Genomic DNA, 15,650 nt, shown 5'->3' with positions numbered 1-15,650 from the left:
GCATCAGGCAATTTCGTCATGAAATCCGGCAGAGTTATCTCTGCCGGAAAAACTAATTAATGAACCTGCGGATCTGCCGGAGACGCGTTGTTGCGGATCTCGGCAATATCCATCGCATTGAACAGATAGTGGTTACCGCAGTAATCACAATGCATGTCAATTTCGCCATCTTCCGCCAGGATGCTATCCACTTCTTCATCCGGCAGCGTTTTCAGCGCATCGGCGCAACGTTCACGCGAGCAGGTGCATTTGAACTCCACATCCTGCGGATCGTAAACCGTCACCTCTTCTTCGTGGTACAAACGCCACAACACTTCATTTGCCGGCAAAGTCAGCAACTCTTCGGTTTTGATGGTTTCGGTTAGCGTCGCCAGGTGGTCGAAGTCGTCCTGCTGGGCATTTTGCGCAGGCATTACCTGTAACAACATACCGCCAGCGGCGGGCTTACCATCTACGTTGCCGGTGCGAATAAACAGGCGCGTCGGAAGCTGTTCAGAACGCATAAAGTAATCTTCCAGGCAGGCCGCCAGGGTATCACCTTCCAGACCAACCACGCCCTGATAGCGTTCGCCTTCGCTCGGGGTAATGGTGATCACCACATAACCATTACCGACCAGCGTTTTCAGGTCGGCATTTTCCGGAATTTCGCCCTGTACGCGCGCCACGCCGCGCATCTGCTGGTTGTTGTTACCGTTGATAACCGCCAGATTCATCGGACCGTCGCCTTGCAGCTGTACGGTGATATCACCATCAAACTTCAGCGTAGCGGTTAACAGGCTGGTCGCAACCAGCAGTTCTGCCAGCACGTTTTTAACGGGCTGCGGATAATCGTGATTCTCAAGGATCTGTTGCAGGGTTTCCGAAACGGTTACCAGTTCGCCGCGCACGGCAAAGTTTTCAAACAGATAGCGATGTAATTGGTCATGTTGCGGCATAATCATCTCTCTTGCAGGTGACAGTTATTCACTGTCGCCGTGTTTAAATCGTAACAGGTCGCGGCGCTCTTTTTTGTCCGGGCGTCGATCCGGGTGCGGCATGGTTAAGGCATTAAGTTTACGTGCCAGCGCCATTTTTTCGCGTTTCTCTACACTTTCCGCAGTCTCTTCATACAGCAAGACTGCCTCGCTGGCGGGGCGACGCTGTTCAGTAATCGCCTTTACAATCACCGTTCGTTCGTCATTTCCCTGGCGCAGAGTGAGCGTGGCATTCAGTTCGACGACTTTACTCGGCTTGCTGCGCTGCCCGTTGTAATGCACCTTACCGCCTTCGATCATTTCACGAGCCAGCGCGCGGGTTTTGTAAAAACGGGCGGCCCATAGCCATTTATCCAGTCGAACCTCAACAGCAGGTTTTTCTTTCATGGCGTCTCCTTCACATTAGCGAGGGGATCAGGCGGCGGTAGTCATTCAGTGACGGATGGCGCTGATACTGTTTTTCAGCAATCCCTGAGTCGGGATTAGTGACGCCGAGGCAGTAACGAATACCAAATTGCGCGGCAGCATCGAGAATTGCTTCGCTGTCATCAATAAACAGCGTTCTTTCAGCTTTCAGACCCGTAGCTTCGGCCACCGCATGCCATAACCGCTGATCCTCTTTCGGATAACCAAATGTGTGGGTGGAAAGTAATAAATCAAGGTGTGCGTCAAGACCGGTATGCTCAAGTTTTACCGCCAGGTTGTGCGGATGTGCGTTGGTGAGCAAAATTCGCTGCTTACCGCTGGCTTTAAGTGCCTCAAGAAACGGAATAGTATCTTCACGCAGTACGGCGCGCGGTCCCATCTCGGTGGTCATCGCACAGATATCCAGACCCAGTTGTTCACTCCAGTAATCAAGACAGTACCAGTTTAGCGTATGCTGCACGTCGTGATATTGCTGGCGCATATATTCCATCGCTTCCTGTGGCGTGACCCCGTTTTTCGCGCCCCAGGTTTCAGGCACCAGCTTTTGCCAGAAATAGTTATCGAAGGCGAGGTCGAGCAACGTGCCGTCCATATCCAGCAGAACGGTATCTACGTCCTGCCAGGCAATGTTGATATGCATGAGGGAAATCTCCAGAGTGAAGCCATTTGCGCGACAGGGTAGCATAACCTGCCGCGCAAACGTGTTATTCGATAAGGCTTTCTGAAGGGGTGATCAGTTGTGGATTCAGGCAGCTTTCATAATAGGCCTGAATTTCCATCATGCGAGTACGATGACGGTGATAACGACGCCAGGCCTGTACGCCATTATAGATGGCACTGCCCAGCATCGTCAGCAACAGCAATGTCGTGCCCAGATAGCGCCACAGGCCGGAGCGATCCGGGATGGGGTGCAAGCCGATATGCTGCGTGCCGTTGGCATCGGTAAAAATATTGGTGACGATGCCTTCGGCGTTAAACGGTGTATGCATCAGCATTTGCGCCAGTTTCTGGAAAGCGTTCCACTGTTCTTGCGGCGGGTAGTCGTAAAGTGATGCCGAAGGCCAGGGCTGATCAACAAAATCGCTGCCTTCGTCGCTGACAATCAGGAATCCTCCCGGTGCCGGGCTATTCAGTGATTGCGCGGCTCGCGCCGTTTCATGAGTAATGAATGGTGCTGTGGAGGTTTCCACCAGGTTATCGAGTGATTCCGCGCTCACCGGGCGGAGTAATACATTCACGCCGTCGAGTTTTCCAGCGTTAGCGCGTTTTACCAGTGCGTCCCAGTCCTTACTGTTGCCGAGATTCACCAGCGCATTTTTCAACCGAACACAATCATCTTTGGCGGCACAGAGATCGGCGGTTTTCAGCACGATGTCGCCAAAGTCATCGAGCAGTACCATGCCGGATTTCTGAATTGCTGAACGCAATGTGGCGCTGACGCGAGATTCGTCATCCGGTTTCGGGTGCAACTGGCGGTTTACTGCCTCGGTCAGTGCCGTGGCCTTGTTGACCAGTTCAGATTCCGGTAATGGCAATGAACGGGCGTCATTCCAGATGATCTGCGAGCAGTCAAATGGCAAAAACGGTGAATTGGTTTTCGCGCTCCAGGTGCCAGAAGTGCGGATATTACACATGCCTGTACCGCTAAGACGTAAGGTATCGCCTACACGTACTCCGGCATCTGCCAGTTGTTTAACGCTGGTGGCTTCAATGGTCTGCGCGCCTTTCATCCACGAGAGGGTGAATTTCAGCGGCATATCCAGCGGAACCCAGAACAGCAGCATAAACAGCACCAGCAGAGAACCCGCCGCGATAATCGTACTGCGTAGCCAGTGTTGCAGCGGGAAGTTTTTCACTTCGTCATGCAGTGAAAGATAGCGTCCCTGACGTACCACGTGCCGATCAAGATAGATATCGATATCCGTTTGCTGCCCCAGATCCTGCGCAATATAAGGCTGCCAGTGCGCGGGATAGACCAGGTCGATAATACCGAGCGAAATATTGTTGATCTGTTCCTGATCGTTTTCGCCAAACAATCCCCAACGACGCGGCGTACCACGCAGACAGTGGATCTCCCGCAGGGATGATTTTGCCGGTGGCGCAAATAGCCCCCACAGACCTGCGCCCAACAGCAATAACGCGCCGCCAGCCAGCCACGGGACAAATACATCCGGAGTAATCAGGCAGAAAAAGAACATCAGGAAGGAGGCGACAATCAGCAACGCTTCACGCAGCCCACGTGGGCGACTAAGCGCATACTCTTCGTGTGTTTCTTTGCGAATATTGAGCAGTTCGATTTGTTCGCTTTCTTCGCCGCGAATCGACGCCTGCGTTGACGGAACAGGCTGCAACGCATAGCCACGAGTTTCCTGAATGTACTCTTGCAGCGTATGACCGTTGAGAGAAATAACCAGCGGCAGCGAATCGGTATGGATCAGTTCAACGCTATTTTCATCGTTGATGTACTGCTCCCAGAACGGGGGCAGGTGGACTTCCACCGAATCGAGATAATAACGCCATTTGTTAGGATCGTCGGTTGAAATGCCATAACGCGTGATGGCATGTGTCAGCATCATGACGTTGTTGCTTTCCGCGTTCAGCGTCAGTGATACGGGGGCCGTGCTGGCGCCCGTCGGACCAGGAACCTGCAAAACCTGCGTCAGGCTGTCGAGATAATTTTCAACGGCGTTACGTTCTTCAGGCATGAGTTTGCGCGTTTGCGCATCAGCGAAGGCGTTAGTCCAGGGCAGTTGACGCCGCCTGGAGCGCACTTTTATCAGCCATCCCGCAAGTAGTGAGCAGGCCAGCAAAGCAGCTATAAAAATTACAATGGTGCTCATGCTTTCCCCATCTTACTTAATTTGTCAGGTGTGATTAGTCGCATCCTGGACACAATATAGGATCCTGCGGTTGGCTATCGGCAAGCGTGGAGTTGAACTTGAGCATCATTAAGCGCATCCCAGTAACCGGTGATCATAGCAAACCCTCTGAGGGCGGAATATCAGCAAATTCCTGGAGTTATTTCAACCTATTGACTTTTAATTTGATTTGAGAATGATTATTTATTAAGTTGCGTAAATGTAAATAACATGCAATTCACATTGCCGAATGCGTGTCCGATATCGCACAATAACTGCTGATTTCACAGCATAGATTCCACGATGAGCAAATCATTACAAAAACCCACCATTCTGAATGTTGAAACTGTAGCCCGTTCCCGATTGTTTACCATCGAAAGCGTGGATCTGGAGTTCAGCAACGGCGTGCGGCGTGTTTATGAACGAATGCGTCCAACCAACCGGGAAGCCGTGATGATTGTGCCGATTGTGGACGATCACCTGATTTTGATCCGCGAATACGCGGTGGGAACTGAATCCTACGAATTAGGTTTTTCGAAAGGATTAATTGATCCCGGTGAAAGTGTTTATGAAGCAGCAAACCGCGAACTCAAAGAAGAAGTGGGATTTGGCGCAAGGGATCTGACTTTTTTGAAGAAACTCAGCATGGCACCGTCTTACTTTTCCAGCAAAATGAATATCGTGGTGGCGCAAGATCTCTACCCTGAATCGCTGGAAGGCGATGAACCAGAGCCACTACCTCAGGTGCGCTGGCCACTGACACATATGATGGATTTGCTCGAAGATCCTGACTTCAACGAAGCGCGTAATGTCAGCGCGTTGTTCCTGGTGCGCGAGTGGTTGAAGGGGCAGGGGCGGTTGTAAATACGTGGAGCTTGCCTGATGCGCTACGCTTATCAGGCCTACGTGGTTCCTGCAATGTATTGAGTTTCGACGATTTTGTTGGCTGGATAAGGCGTTCACGCCGCATCCAGCATGAACAACGCGCACTTTGTCTGCAAACTGAAAAGGCGCCGAAGCGCCTTTTTAATCAGAACAATTCCTGAGCCTCACCATTATCGATAATGGTTGTCCCTACCTCGCGTACCGCTTGCTGTGTAGGCTGCGTACCTTCGATGAAATACTCTTCGCGGCTGTTACCACCGTTGGCCAGTTGCCCGGTGCTGCGATCGATATTCACCGTCACAATACCCGGCGGCGGCGTCAGCGGTTGTTCCGGTACACCTTCCAGAACGGCTTTCATATAAGCATCCCAGGCTGGCTGGGCGCTCTTCGCACCGCCTTCGTAACCGGAGATCTGATCTTTAATCGCCCCGGAAGCCGTAGTGTGACCGAGATTACGGCGGTGATCGTCAAAGCCAATCCATACCGAGGTCACAACGCCCGGACCGTAACCCGAAAACCACGCATCTTTCGAACTGTTGGTCGTCCCGGTTTTCCCGCCGATATCATGACGTTGCAAATCACGACCTGCGCGCCAGCCAGTGCCCTGCCAGCCAGGTTCACCAAAGATATTGGTGTTCAGGGCGCTCTTAATCAGGAACGCCAGCGGTGTGCTGATGACGTGTGGTGCGTATTCTGGCGCACCAGTCTTCGCCACTAATGCCTGATTAGCCTGCTCCAGTTGTGGCATTGGCACAGAAACATTCTGCTGTTCGCGAGAGATAGCCACGTCTTCAACGTCGCTGTTTTCCAGCACGTTTGATTTTTGCGTATCACCGTAAATCACCGGAATATCACATTCCGGGCAGGCTACTTTCGGTTTCGCTTCGAAAATCACGCCGCCCTGGTCGTTTTCAATTTTGCTGATAAACCAGGGGTCGACCAGGAATCCACCATTAGCCATTACTGCGTACCCGCGCGCCACCTGTAACGGCGTGAAGGAAGCGGAACCCAGTGCCAGCGATTCAGTGTGGACAATGTTTTGTGCCGGGAAGCCGAAGCGTTGCAAATACTCTGCGGCATAGTCCACGCCCATTGCTCGCATTGCGCGTACCATTACCACGTTTTTCGACTGGCCCAACCCCTGACGTAAACGGATTGGACCGGCGTACTGCGGCGGTGAGTTTTTCGGCTGCCAGTCAGAACCCGCGCCTGCGTCCCAGCGGGAAATTGGCACATCGTTCAGCATACTTGCCAGCGTCAGACCTTTATCCATCGCTGCGGTGTAGAGGAACGGCTTGATATTCGAACCCACCTGACGTAGTGCCTGGGTGGCGCGGTTAAACTTGCTCTGATTGAAATCAAAACCACCGACCAGCGCCATAACTGCGCCGTTTTGCGGATTGATCGATACCAGCGCCGAGTTCACTTCCGGCACCTGTGCCAGCCACCAGGCATCGCCCACCTGGCGAACCCAGATTTGCTGACCTGTTTGCACAACATCGGTCACTTTACGCGGCGTCGGTCCCTGCTGAGTATCGGAGCGATAAGGCCGTGCCCAGCGAATCCCTTCCATACGCAGCGTCACAGATGTTCCGTCCGCCAGCATTGCTGTTGCTTCCTGCGGGTTGGCGCGGGTGACTGCGGCAGGTAGCAGCGGACCATAGGTTGGCAGCGCCTTCAGCGTATCGGTAATCTTTTTGTCATCCCACGCTGATTCACCTACTTTCCACAGCACATTGGCCGGGCCGCGATAGCCGTGACGCATGTCGTAGTCCAGTACGTTATTACGCACGGCTTGCTGTGCGGCCTGCTGCACTTTGCGGGTAATGGTAGTGTAAATGCGATAGCCGTCTTCATAAGCGTTTTCGCCGTAACGGTTATACATCTCCTGACGTACCATTTCGGTGAGATATGGCGCTGAGAAGGCGATCTCCGGTGCGTGATAGTTGGCGTTAATCGCTTCGGTGCGTGTCTCATCGAGCTGCTGTTGGGTGATATACCCTTCGTCCAGCATTCGCGACAGCACGACGTTACGCCGCGCGACGGCTCGATCCATTGAATAGAGCGGGTTGAAGGTGGAAGGGGCTTTAGGCAGCCCGGCAATCACCGCCATTTCGTTCAGTGTCAATTGGTCGACGGTTTTACCGAAATAGACTTGTGCCGCAGCACCGACACCATAGGCACGGTAACCGAGATAAATCTTGTTCAGATAAAGCTCGAGGATCTCGTCTTTCGTCAGCAACTGTTCAATACGAATCGCGAGGAAGACTTCCTTAATTTTACGCATTAGCGTGCGTTCTGGACTCAGGAAGAAGTTTCTCGCCAGTTGTTGGGTGATGGTGCTCGCCCCTTGCGATGCGTGACCGGAGAACAGCGCCACGCTTGCCGCACGGAAGATCCCCACTGGGTCAACGCCGTGATGCTCGTAGAAGCGGCTGTCTTCCGTCGCAATAAAGGCTTTCACCATTTCCGGCGGGATTTGATCCAATGTAACCGGAATACGACGTTTTTCACCATATTGAGCAATTAGCTCGCCATCGGCGCTGTAAATCTGCATCGGAATTTGCAGGCGAACATCTTTTAATGTTGCCACATCCGGCAGTTGTGGCTCGATGTAGCGGTATAGGCCATAAATCGAGCCTGCTCCCAGCAGAATGCAACAGACTGCAAGGATCAATAAATACTTTACGAACTTCACTGGAAATTTCCCATTTAGTTTCATTTGGGCAGTTTATAAACAAACGCGCGGTAGTATAAAGGCAAGCCAGACGCATTGATATACCCGTCAGAGTGACGGGGGATAAGGAGATCATCACAATGGCATTTAAGACCTGGCAAATTGGTTTGCATTTACAACAGCAAGAAGCGGTGGCGGTTGCTATCGTGCGTGGCGCGAAAGAATGCTTTTTGCAACGCTGGTGGCGTTTGCCGCTGGCGACCGACATTATCAAAGATGGGCGCATTATTGACGCGGAACGGCTGACTAAAACGTTGTTACCGTGGAGTCGTGAACTGCCACACCGTCATCACATTATGTTGGCATTTCCCGCTAGCCGAACGTTACAAAGGGCATTTCCGCGTCCGGCAATGTCCCTGGGCGAACGGGAGCAAATGGCCTGGTTGACAGGTACGATGGCTCGCGAGCTGGATATGGAACCGGACTCCCTGCGCTTTGATTACAGCGAAGATTCGCTAAGTCCCGCTTATAACGTGACCGCCGCGCAAAGCAAAGAGCTGGCAACGCTGCTTAGCCTGGCAGAAAGATTGCGTATTCACGTTAGTGCGATTACCCCAGACGCCTGCGCTTTGCAGCGATTCCTGCCTTTTTTACCTTCTCATCAGCAATGTCTGGCCTGGCGTGATAACGAACAGTGGTTATGGGCGACGCGTTATAGCTGGGGACGCAAACTGGCGGTGGGGATGACAAGCGCGAATGAACTGGCCGCGACGTTAGCCATTAATTCTGAAAGTCTCGCGATATGCGGCGAAGGCGGATTTGACCCCTGGAATGCGGTTTCTGTGCGTCAGCCGCCACTACCGCCACCAGGTGGAAACTTTGCTATCGCGCTGGGGCTGGCGCTTGGGGAGGGGTACTGATGAATCCGCCAATCAATTTTTTGCCCTGGCGAGAGCAACGCCGGACGGCCTTTCTTCGCTTCTGGTTGCTGATGTTCGTTGCTCCTCTGCTGCTGGCTGTCGGGATAACGCTCATGCTGCGTTTGACAACCAACGCTGAAGTACGCGTTGACGCTGTTTTGCTTCAGGCGGAACAACAACGCGCCAGCACCCTACAAACCAGTAAACCACGTTTGCTGGAACGCCAACAATTACGCGAACAGCGTTTGCAACGTCAGCGCCAGCGACAATTTACCCGCGACTGGCAATCTGCGCTGGAGTCACTGGCGGTACTTTTACCAGAACATGCCTGGCTGACAACGATACGCTGGCAGCAGGGAACGCTGGAGGTAAAGGGACTTGCGACGAACATTACTGTGTTAAACGCACTGGAAAAAGCACTCCGCCAGGATACTTCTTTTCAACTCAACCAGCGTGGAGCCACGCAGCAAGATGCACAAGGACGCTGGCAATTTGAGTATCAGTTAACAAGGACGGTTAGCGATGAACACTCTCTTTGATTGGTGGTTCGCGACATCACTCCGTATCCGCCAGTTTTGCTGGGCAGTCTGGTTGCTGATGTTAGTTACGCTCATTTTTCTTTCCTCGGCACACCAGGAAGAGAGTGACGCATTAATTCGACTGCGGGCAAGTCATCACCAGCAATGGACTGCACTTTATCGCCTGGTAGACACCACTCCCATCAGCGAAGAAAAAACGCTGTCCTTTTCGCCACTGGATTTTCAGTTGCCCGGCGCGCAACTGCTTTACTGGCATCCATCCGCTCAGGGAGGCGAGTTGGCGTTGAAAACGTTCTGGGAAGCGGTGCCGTCGGCATTTACACGGCTGGCAGAGCGCAACGTCAGCGTGAGCCGTTTTTCATTAAGCGTGGAAGGTGATGATCTTTTGTTCACGCTACAACTGGAGATGCCGCATGAGGGTTAAACGCGGGTTGTTGGCAGGTATTGCCTTGTGCCTTTTAACCGGTATGCGTGACCCTTTTAAGCCGCCGGAAGATCTATGCCGGATTAGCGAACTTACCCAGTGGCGTTATCAGGGGATGGTAGGGCGAGGCGAGCGCGTTATTGGCGTAATAAAAGATGGGCAAAAAAAATGGCGACGGGTGGAGCAAAACGATGTGCTGGAGAATGGCTGGACAATTTTACAACTGACGCCAGAAACATTAACGCTGGGAACTGGAAAAAACTGCGAACCGCCACAGTGGTTGTGGCAACGGCAAGGAGATAAAAATGAAGCAATGGATAGCCGCACTACTGTTGATGATGATACCCAGCGTACAGGCGGCAAAGCCGCAAAAAGTGACGCTGATGGTGGATGACGTTCCGGTGGCTCAGGTGTTACAGGCGCTGGCTGAACAGGAGAAGTTAAACCTGGTGGTTTCGCCAGACGTCAATGGTACGGTGTCGTTACATCTCACTGACGTTCCCTGGAAACAGGCACTACAAACCGTAGTGAAAAGCGCCGGGCTGATAACGCGCCAGGAAGGCAACATTCTTTCAGTGCATTCCGTTGCCTGGCAGAATGACAATATCGCCCGTCAGGAGGCTGAACAGGCGCGGGTGCAGGCAAATCTGCCGCTGGAAAATCGCAATATTACTCTGCAATACGCCGACGCCGTAGAGCTGGCGAAAGCAGGAGAAAAGCTACTTAGCGCCAAAGGCAGCATGACTGTCGATAAACGTACTAATCGCCTTTTGCTGCGTGATAACAAAACGGCGTTAAGCGCACTGGAGCAGTGGGTAGCGCAAATGGATTTGCCGGTCGGGCAGGTTGAACTGTTGGCGCACATTGTCACCATTAATGAAAAAAGTCTGCGCGAGTTAGGCGTGAAATGGACGCTGGCCGATGCGCAACAAACCGGCGGCGTTGGGCAAGTGACCACGCTCGGCGGCGATCTCTCTGTGGCAACGGCAACGACGCATATCGGTTTTAACATTGGGCGTATCAACGGGCGTTTACTGGATCTGGAGCTTTCCGCGCTCGAACAAAAACAGCAACTGGATATTATCGCCAGCCCGCGTCTGCTGGCCTCACATCTCCAGCCTGCCAGCATTAAACAGGGAAGCGAGATCCCGTATCAGGTTTCCAGTGGTGAAAGCGGCGCGACGTCGGTGGAATTTAAAGAGGCCGTACTGGGAATGGAAGTCACGCCCACGGTGTTACAAAAAGGTCGCATCCGACTGAAATTACACATCAGCCAGAACGTTCCGGGACAGGTGCTACAACAAGCTGATGGCGAAGTGCTGGCGATTGATAAGCAGGAGATCGAAACGCAGGTTGAAGTAAAAAGCGGAGAAACGCTGGCACTGGGTGGTATTTTTACCCGTAAAAATAAATCGGGTCAGGATAGCGTACCGCTGTTGGGCGACATCCCCTGGTTCGGGCAATTATTTCGTCATGACGGAAAAGAAGATGAACGACGCGAGTTAGTGGTATTTATCACGCCACGGTTGGTTTCCAGTGAGTAAACTGCCGCAAAAACGGCGATGTTTTCATGCTGAACATGTTTCATCTATTTGACGTGCGCAGGTATTTAGCATACAAGGAGTACCGATTTGAGAGTCGGTGCTCTTTGTTACCTGCGTTTTATGATGGTGATTTATCTTTCACGCGGCATTTTGCTGTCTTTTTTACGCTAATCTTACCCGGTGATTTATCGCCAGAGCGGTGATAGCAAGGCAGTGCACCTGCAGCGACCAGATATGCAGAGGGATGGGCAATTTATTCAGTTGCCAAACCCGCTGGAGTATTGAGATAATTTTCAGTCTGACTCTCGCAATATTTTATGAGGTTTCAGTTCATGTCCTGCGGCGCTCTCTGAGCGAAGCGGGTTTATCATTAACGAATAGTCTTAGTAGTACCGAAAAAATGGCAGAGAAACGCAATATCTTTCTGGTTGGGCCTATGGGTGCCGGAAAAAGCACTATTGGGCGCCAGTTAGCTCAACAACTCAATATGGAATTTTACGATTCCGATCAAGAGATTGAGAAACGAACCGGAGCTGATGTGGGCTGGGTTTTCGATTTAGAAGGCGAAGAAGGCTTCCGCGATCGCGAAGAAAAGGTCATCAATGAGTTGACCGAGAAACAGGGTATTGTGCTGGCTACTGGCGGCGGCTCTGTGAAATCCCGCGAAACGCGTAACCGTCTTTCCGCACGTGGCGTTGTCGTTTATCTTGAAACGACCATCGAAAAGCAACTTGCGCGCACGCAGCGTGATAAAAAACGCCCGTTGCTGCACGTTGAAACACCGCCGCGTGAAGTTCTGGAAGCATTGGCTAATGAACGCAATCCGCTGTATGAAGAGATTGCCGACGTGACCATTCGTACTGATGATCAAAGCGCCAAAGTGGTCGCAAACCAGATTATTCACATGCTGGAAAGCAACTAATTCTGGCTTTATATACACTCGTCTGCGGGTACAGTAATTAAGGTGGATGTCGCGTTATGGAGAGGATAGTCGTCACTCTCGGGGAACGTAGTTACCCAATTACCATCGCATCTGGTTTGTTTAACGAACCAGCTTCATTCTTACCGCTGAAATCGGGTGAGCAGGTGATGTTGGTCACCAACGAAACCCTGGCTCCTCTGTATCTCGATAAGGTTCGCAGCGTACTTGAACAGGCGGGTGTTAACGTCGATAGCGTTATCCTCCCTGACGGCGAGCAGTATAAAAGCCTGGCAGTACTCGACACCGTTTTTACGGCGTTGTTGCAAAAACCGCACGGTCGCGATACGACGCTGGTGGCGCTTGGCGGCGGCGTAGTAGGCGATCTTACCGGTTTTGCAGCGGCGAGCTATCAGCGCGGCGTTCGCTTCATTCAAGTCCCGACGACATTGCTGTCGCAGGTGGACTCTTCCGTTGGCGGAAAAACCGCAGTCAACCATCCCCTCGGTAAAAATATGATTGGCGCTTTTTATCAGCCAGCATCAGTGGTGGTGGATCTCGACTGTCTGAAAACGCTTCCTCCGAGAGAGTTAGCTTCGGGGCTGGCGGAAGTCATCAAATACGGCATTATTCTTGACGGTGAGTTTTTCAACTGGCTGGAAGATAATCTGGATGCGCTGCTCAATCTGGATGGTCCGGCAATGGCGTACTGTATTCGTCGTTGCTGTGAGCTGAAAGCAGAAGTTGTCGCTGCCGACGAGCGCGAATCCGGCTTACGTGCTTTACTGAATCTGGGACATACCTTTGGTCATGCTATTGAAGCGGAAATGGGGTATGGCAATTGGTTGCACGGTGAAGCAGTCGCGGCGGGTATGGTGATGGCGGCGCGGACGTCGGAACGTCTCGGGCAGTTTAGTTCTGCCGAAACGCAGCGTATTATTACCCTGCTTACGCGGGCTGGATTACCGGTTAATGGGCCGCGCGAAATGTCCGCGCAGGCGTATTTACCGCATATGCTGCGTGACAAGAAAGTCCTTGCGGGAGAGATGCGCTTAATTCTTCCGCTGGCAATTGGTAAGAGTGAAGTTCGCGGCGGCGTATCGCACGAACTTGTTCTTAACGCTATTACCGATTGTCAATCAGCGTAACAACAAGAAAGGTCCGGCCGCTTATCAGCGGTCTATTAGCTTCAGGTTAATTGCAACGTGGTAAGCATTAACCTTTTAGTGGGGTGTTAAATGGATGAATTCAAACCAGAAGACGAGCTGAAACCCGATCCCAGCGATCGTCGTACTGGTCGTTCTCGTCAATTTTCTGAGCGTTCAGAACGTACTGAACGTGGCGAACCGCAGATCAATTTTGATGATATTGAACTTGATGAAACTGACGATCGCCGTCCGACTCGTGCGCAAAAAGAGCGCAATGAGGAACCGGAAATCGAAGAAGAAATTGATGATTCCGAAGATGACGCTGTGGATGAAGAGCGTGTAGAGCGTCGTCCGCGTAAGCGCAAAAAAGCAGCCAGCAAACCGGCTTCTCGTCAGTATATGATGATGGGCGTCGGTATTCTGGTTCTGCTGCTGTTGATCATCGGTATCGGTTCTGCGCTAAAAGCCCCCTCGACCTCTTCCAGCGATCAAACCGCGTCTGGTGAGAAGAGTATTGATCTTGCTGGCAATGCGACTGATCAGGCAAATGGCGTGCAGCCAGCGCCGGGAACCACGTCTGCGGAAAATACCCAGCAGGATGTTTCTCTGCCGCCGATTTCTTCTACGCCGACCCAGGGGCAAACCCCGGCGGCAACGGATGGTCAACAACGTGTTGAAGTGCAGGGTGACCTGAATAACGCGCTGACCCAGCCGCAAAATCAGCAGCAGTTGAACAATGTGGCGGTCAACTCCACGCTGCCAACCGAACCCGCGACTGTAGCGCCAGTTCGTAATGGCAACGCATCGCGTGATACGGCGAAAGCGCAAACCGCTGAACGGCCGACCACTACGCGTCCGGCACGTCAGCAGGCGGTGATTGAACCGAAAAAACCACAAGCAACTGTGAAAACGGAACCGAAGCCGGTAGCACAGACGCCGAAGCGTACTGAACCGGCTGCACCTGTGGCGAGCACAAAGGCACCGGCTGCGACTTCTACGCAAGCCACAACGCCAGCAGCACCAAAAGAGACGGCGACTACGGCTCCAGTACAGACGGCATCTCCGGCGCAAACCACGGCAACACCAGCCGCTGGAGCGAAGACCGCAGGTAATGTTGGTTCGTTGAAATCGGCACCGTCCAGCCATTACACTCTGCAGCTGAGCAGTTCTTCTAACTACGACAACCTGAACGGTTGGGCGAAGAAAGAGAATCTGAAAAACTACGTTGTCTATGAAACGACGCGTAATGGTCAGCCGTGGTATGTACTGGTTTCTGGCGTGTACGCTTCAAAAGAAGAAGCGAAAAAAGCGGTATCTACATTGCCAGCAGATGTCCAGGCCAAAAACCCGTGGGCGAAACCGCTGCGTCAGGTACAGGCCGATCTGAAGTAATCAAGGTTATCTCCCGCAATGGTTTATCGTTGCGGGAGTTGCCTGAAGCGCTGGATGCTGTCGGAGCTTTCTCCACAGCCGGAGAAGGTGTAATTAGTTAGTCAGCATGAAGAAAAATCGCGCTTTTTTGAAGTGGGCAGGGGGCAAATATCCCTTGCTTGATGATATTAAACGGCATTTGCCTAAGGGTGAATGTCTGGTTGAACCTTTTGTGGGTGCCGGGTCGGTGTTTCTCAACACCGACTTTTCTCGTTATATCCTTGCCGATATCAATAGCGACCTGATTAGTCTCTACAACATTGTGAAGATGCGTACTGATGAGTACGTACAGGCTGCCCGCGAGCTGTTTGTTCCTGAGACAAATTGCGCCGAGGTTTACTATCAGTTCCGCGAAGAGTTCAACAAAAGCCAGGATCCGTTCCGTCGGGCGGTACTGTTTTTATATTTGAACCGCTACGGTTACAACGGCCTGTGTCGTTACAATCTGCGCGGTGAGTTTAACGTGCCGTTTGGCCGCTACAAAAAACCCTATTTCCCGGAAGCTGAGTTGTATCACTTCGCTGAAAAAGCGCAGAATGCCTTTTTCTATTGTGAGTCTTATGCCGATAGCATGGCGCGCGCAGATGATGCATCTGTCGTCTATTGCGATCCGCCTTATGCACCACTATCTGCGACCGCCAACTTTACGGCGTATCACACAAACAGTTTTACTCTTGAACAACAGGCGCATCTGGCGGAGATCGCCGAAGGTCTGGTTAACCGTCAGATCCCGGTACTGATTTCTAACCATGATACGGCGCTAACGCGCGAGTGGTATCAGCGCGCAAAATTGCATGTCGTCAAAGTTCGACGCAGTATAAGCAGCAACGGCGGCACACGTAAAAAGGTGGACGAACTGCTGGCTTTGTACAAACCAGGAGTCGTTTCACCCGCGAAAAAATAAT

General features: G+C 52.2%; 15 protein-coding genes. 10 read left to right on the top strand and 5 right to left on the bottom strand.

Annotated elements, in window-relative coordinates; all coding sequences use genetic code 11:
- Positions 1-56: 56 nt before the first annotated feature.
- From hslO to igaA, 4 genes are all read right to left on the bottom strand, one after another.
- Positions 57-935: an Hsp33 family molecular chaperone HslO gene (gene hslO, locus LG381_RS02540; RefSeq protein ID WP_024165248.1), complete on the bottom strand. Its 879-nt coding sequence runs from the start codon at positions 933-935 to the stop codon at positions 57-59.
- A gap of 24 nt (positions 936-959) precedes the next feature.
- Complete coding sequence (hslR, locus tag LG381_RS02535) at positions 960-1,361, bottom strand: ribosome-associated heat shock protein Hsp15 (RefSeq protein WP_000660493.1); 402 nt, start codon at positions 1,359-1,361, stop codon at positions 960-962.
- 10 nt (positions 1,362-1,371) lie between these two features.
- A complete protein-coding gene (yrfG, locus tag LG381_RS02530; protein ID WP_001295168.1) occupies positions 1,372-2,040 on the bottom strand; it encodes a GMP/IMP nucleotidase in 669 nt (222 codons plus the stop codon).
- A 64-nt stretch (positions 2,041-2,104) separates the two neighbouring features.
- Positions 2,105-4,240, bottom strand: a complete 2,136-nt coding sequence (gene igaA / locus LG381_RS02525; protein ID WP_000104495.1) for an intracellular growth attenuator protein IgaA — start codon at positions 4,238-4,240, stop codon at positions 2,105-2,107.
- Positions 4,241-4,561: 321 nt separating this feature from the next.
- On the opposite strand from igaA, the gene nudE reads away from it, so the two are divergent.
- Positions 4,562-5,122, top strand: a complete 561-nt coding sequence (nudE, locus tag LG381_RS02520; protein WP_000045734.1) for an ADP compounds hydrolase NudE — start codon at positions 4,562-4,564, stop codon at positions 5,120-5,122.
- Between the two features lie 166 nt (positions 5,123-5,288).
- Here the strand turns inward: nudE and mrcA are convergent, their stop codons facing one another.
- On the bottom strand, positions 5,289-7,841 hold the full coding sequence (gene mrcA / locus LG381_RS02515) for a peptidoglycan glycosyltransferase/peptidoglycan DD-transpeptidase MrcA (RefSeq protein WP_016159535.1): 2,553 nt from the start codon (positions 7,839-7,841) through the stop codon (positions 5,289-5,291).
- Between the two features lie 119 nt (positions 7,842-7,960).
- Here mrcA and hofM point away from each other — a divergent pair, with 119 nt between their 5' ends.
- The 9 genes from hofM to dam all read left to right on the top strand — a co-directional run bounded on the left by hofM (position 7,961) and on the right by dam (position 15,649).
- Positions 7,961-8,740, top strand: coding sequence for a DNA utilization protein HofM (gene hofM / locus LG381_RS02510; RefSeq protein WP_105281184.1), 780 nt, complete (start codon positions 7,961-7,963; stop codon positions 8,738-8,740).
- Positions 8,740-9,279: a PilN domain-containing protein gene (locus tag LG381_RS02505; protein WP_222680812.1), complete on the top strand. Its 540-nt coding sequence runs from the start codon at positions 8,740-8,742 to the stop codon at positions 9,277-9,279. The genes hofM and LG381_RS02505 overlap by 1 nt, the downstream gene beginning before the upstream one ends.
- Complete coding sequence (gene hofO, locus LG381_RS02500) at positions 9,263-9,703, top strand: DNA utilization protein HofO (RefSeq protein ID WP_001093899.1); 441 nt, start codon at positions 9,263-9,265, stop codon at positions 9,701-9,703. The genes LG381_RS02505 and hofO overlap by 17 nt, the downstream gene beginning before the upstream one ends.
- On the top strand, positions 9,693-10,097 hold the full coding sequence (locus LG381_RS02495) for a DUF2531 family protein (protein WP_001264128.1): 405 nt from the start codon (positions 9,693-9,695) through the stop codon (positions 10,095-10,097). Before hofO ends, LG381_RS02495 begins: the two co-directional genes overlap by 11 nt.
- Complete coding sequence (gene hofQ, locus LG381_RS02490; RefSeq protein ID WP_225761982.1) at positions 10,009-11,247, top strand: DNA uptake porin HofQ; 1,239 nt, start codon at positions 10,009-10,011, stop codon at positions 11,245-11,247. The genes LG381_RS02495 and hofQ overlap by 89 nt, the downstream gene beginning before the upstream one ends.
- 400 nt (positions 11,248-11,647) lie before the next feature.
- Positions 11,648-12,169, top strand: coding sequence for a shikimate kinase AroK (aroK, locus tag LG381_RS02485; protein WP_000818618.1), 522 nt, complete (start codon positions 11,648-11,650; stop codon positions 12,167-12,169).
- Between the two features lie 56 nt (positions 12,170-12,225).
- The gene (gene aroB / locus LG381_RS02480) at positions 12,226-13,314 is read left to right on the top strand and encodes a 3-dehydroquinate synthase (RefSeq protein WP_000439868.1); all 1,089 of its coding nucleotides are present in this window, start codon (positions 12,226-12,228) and stop codon (positions 13,312-13,314) included.
- Positions 13,315-13,404: 90 nt separating this feature from the next.
- A complete protein-coding gene (damX, locus tag LG381_RS02475; RefSeq protein WP_225761981.1) occupies positions 13,405-14,706 on the top strand; it encodes a cell division protein DamX in 1,302 nt (433 codons plus the stop codon).
- A 106-nt stretch (positions 14,707-14,812) separates the two neighbouring features.
- Positions 14,813-15,649: an adenine-specific DNA-methyltransferase gene (gene dam / locus LG381_RS02470; protein ID WP_000742146.1), complete on the top strand. Its 837-nt coding sequence runs from the start codon at positions 14,813-14,815 to the stop codon at positions 15,647-15,649.
- Position 15,650 lies beyond the last annotated feature (1 nt).

This window comes from Escherichia sp. Marseille-Q3837 (assembly GCF_916618735.1).
GTDB classification, from domain to species: Bacteria; Pseudomonadota; Gammaproteobacteria; order Enterobacterales; family Enterobacteriaceae; genus Escherichia; species Escherichia ruysiae.
The sequence above is the reverse complement of the archived record's forward strand: the minus strand, read 5'-3'. Positions and strand labels throughout refer to the sequence as shown.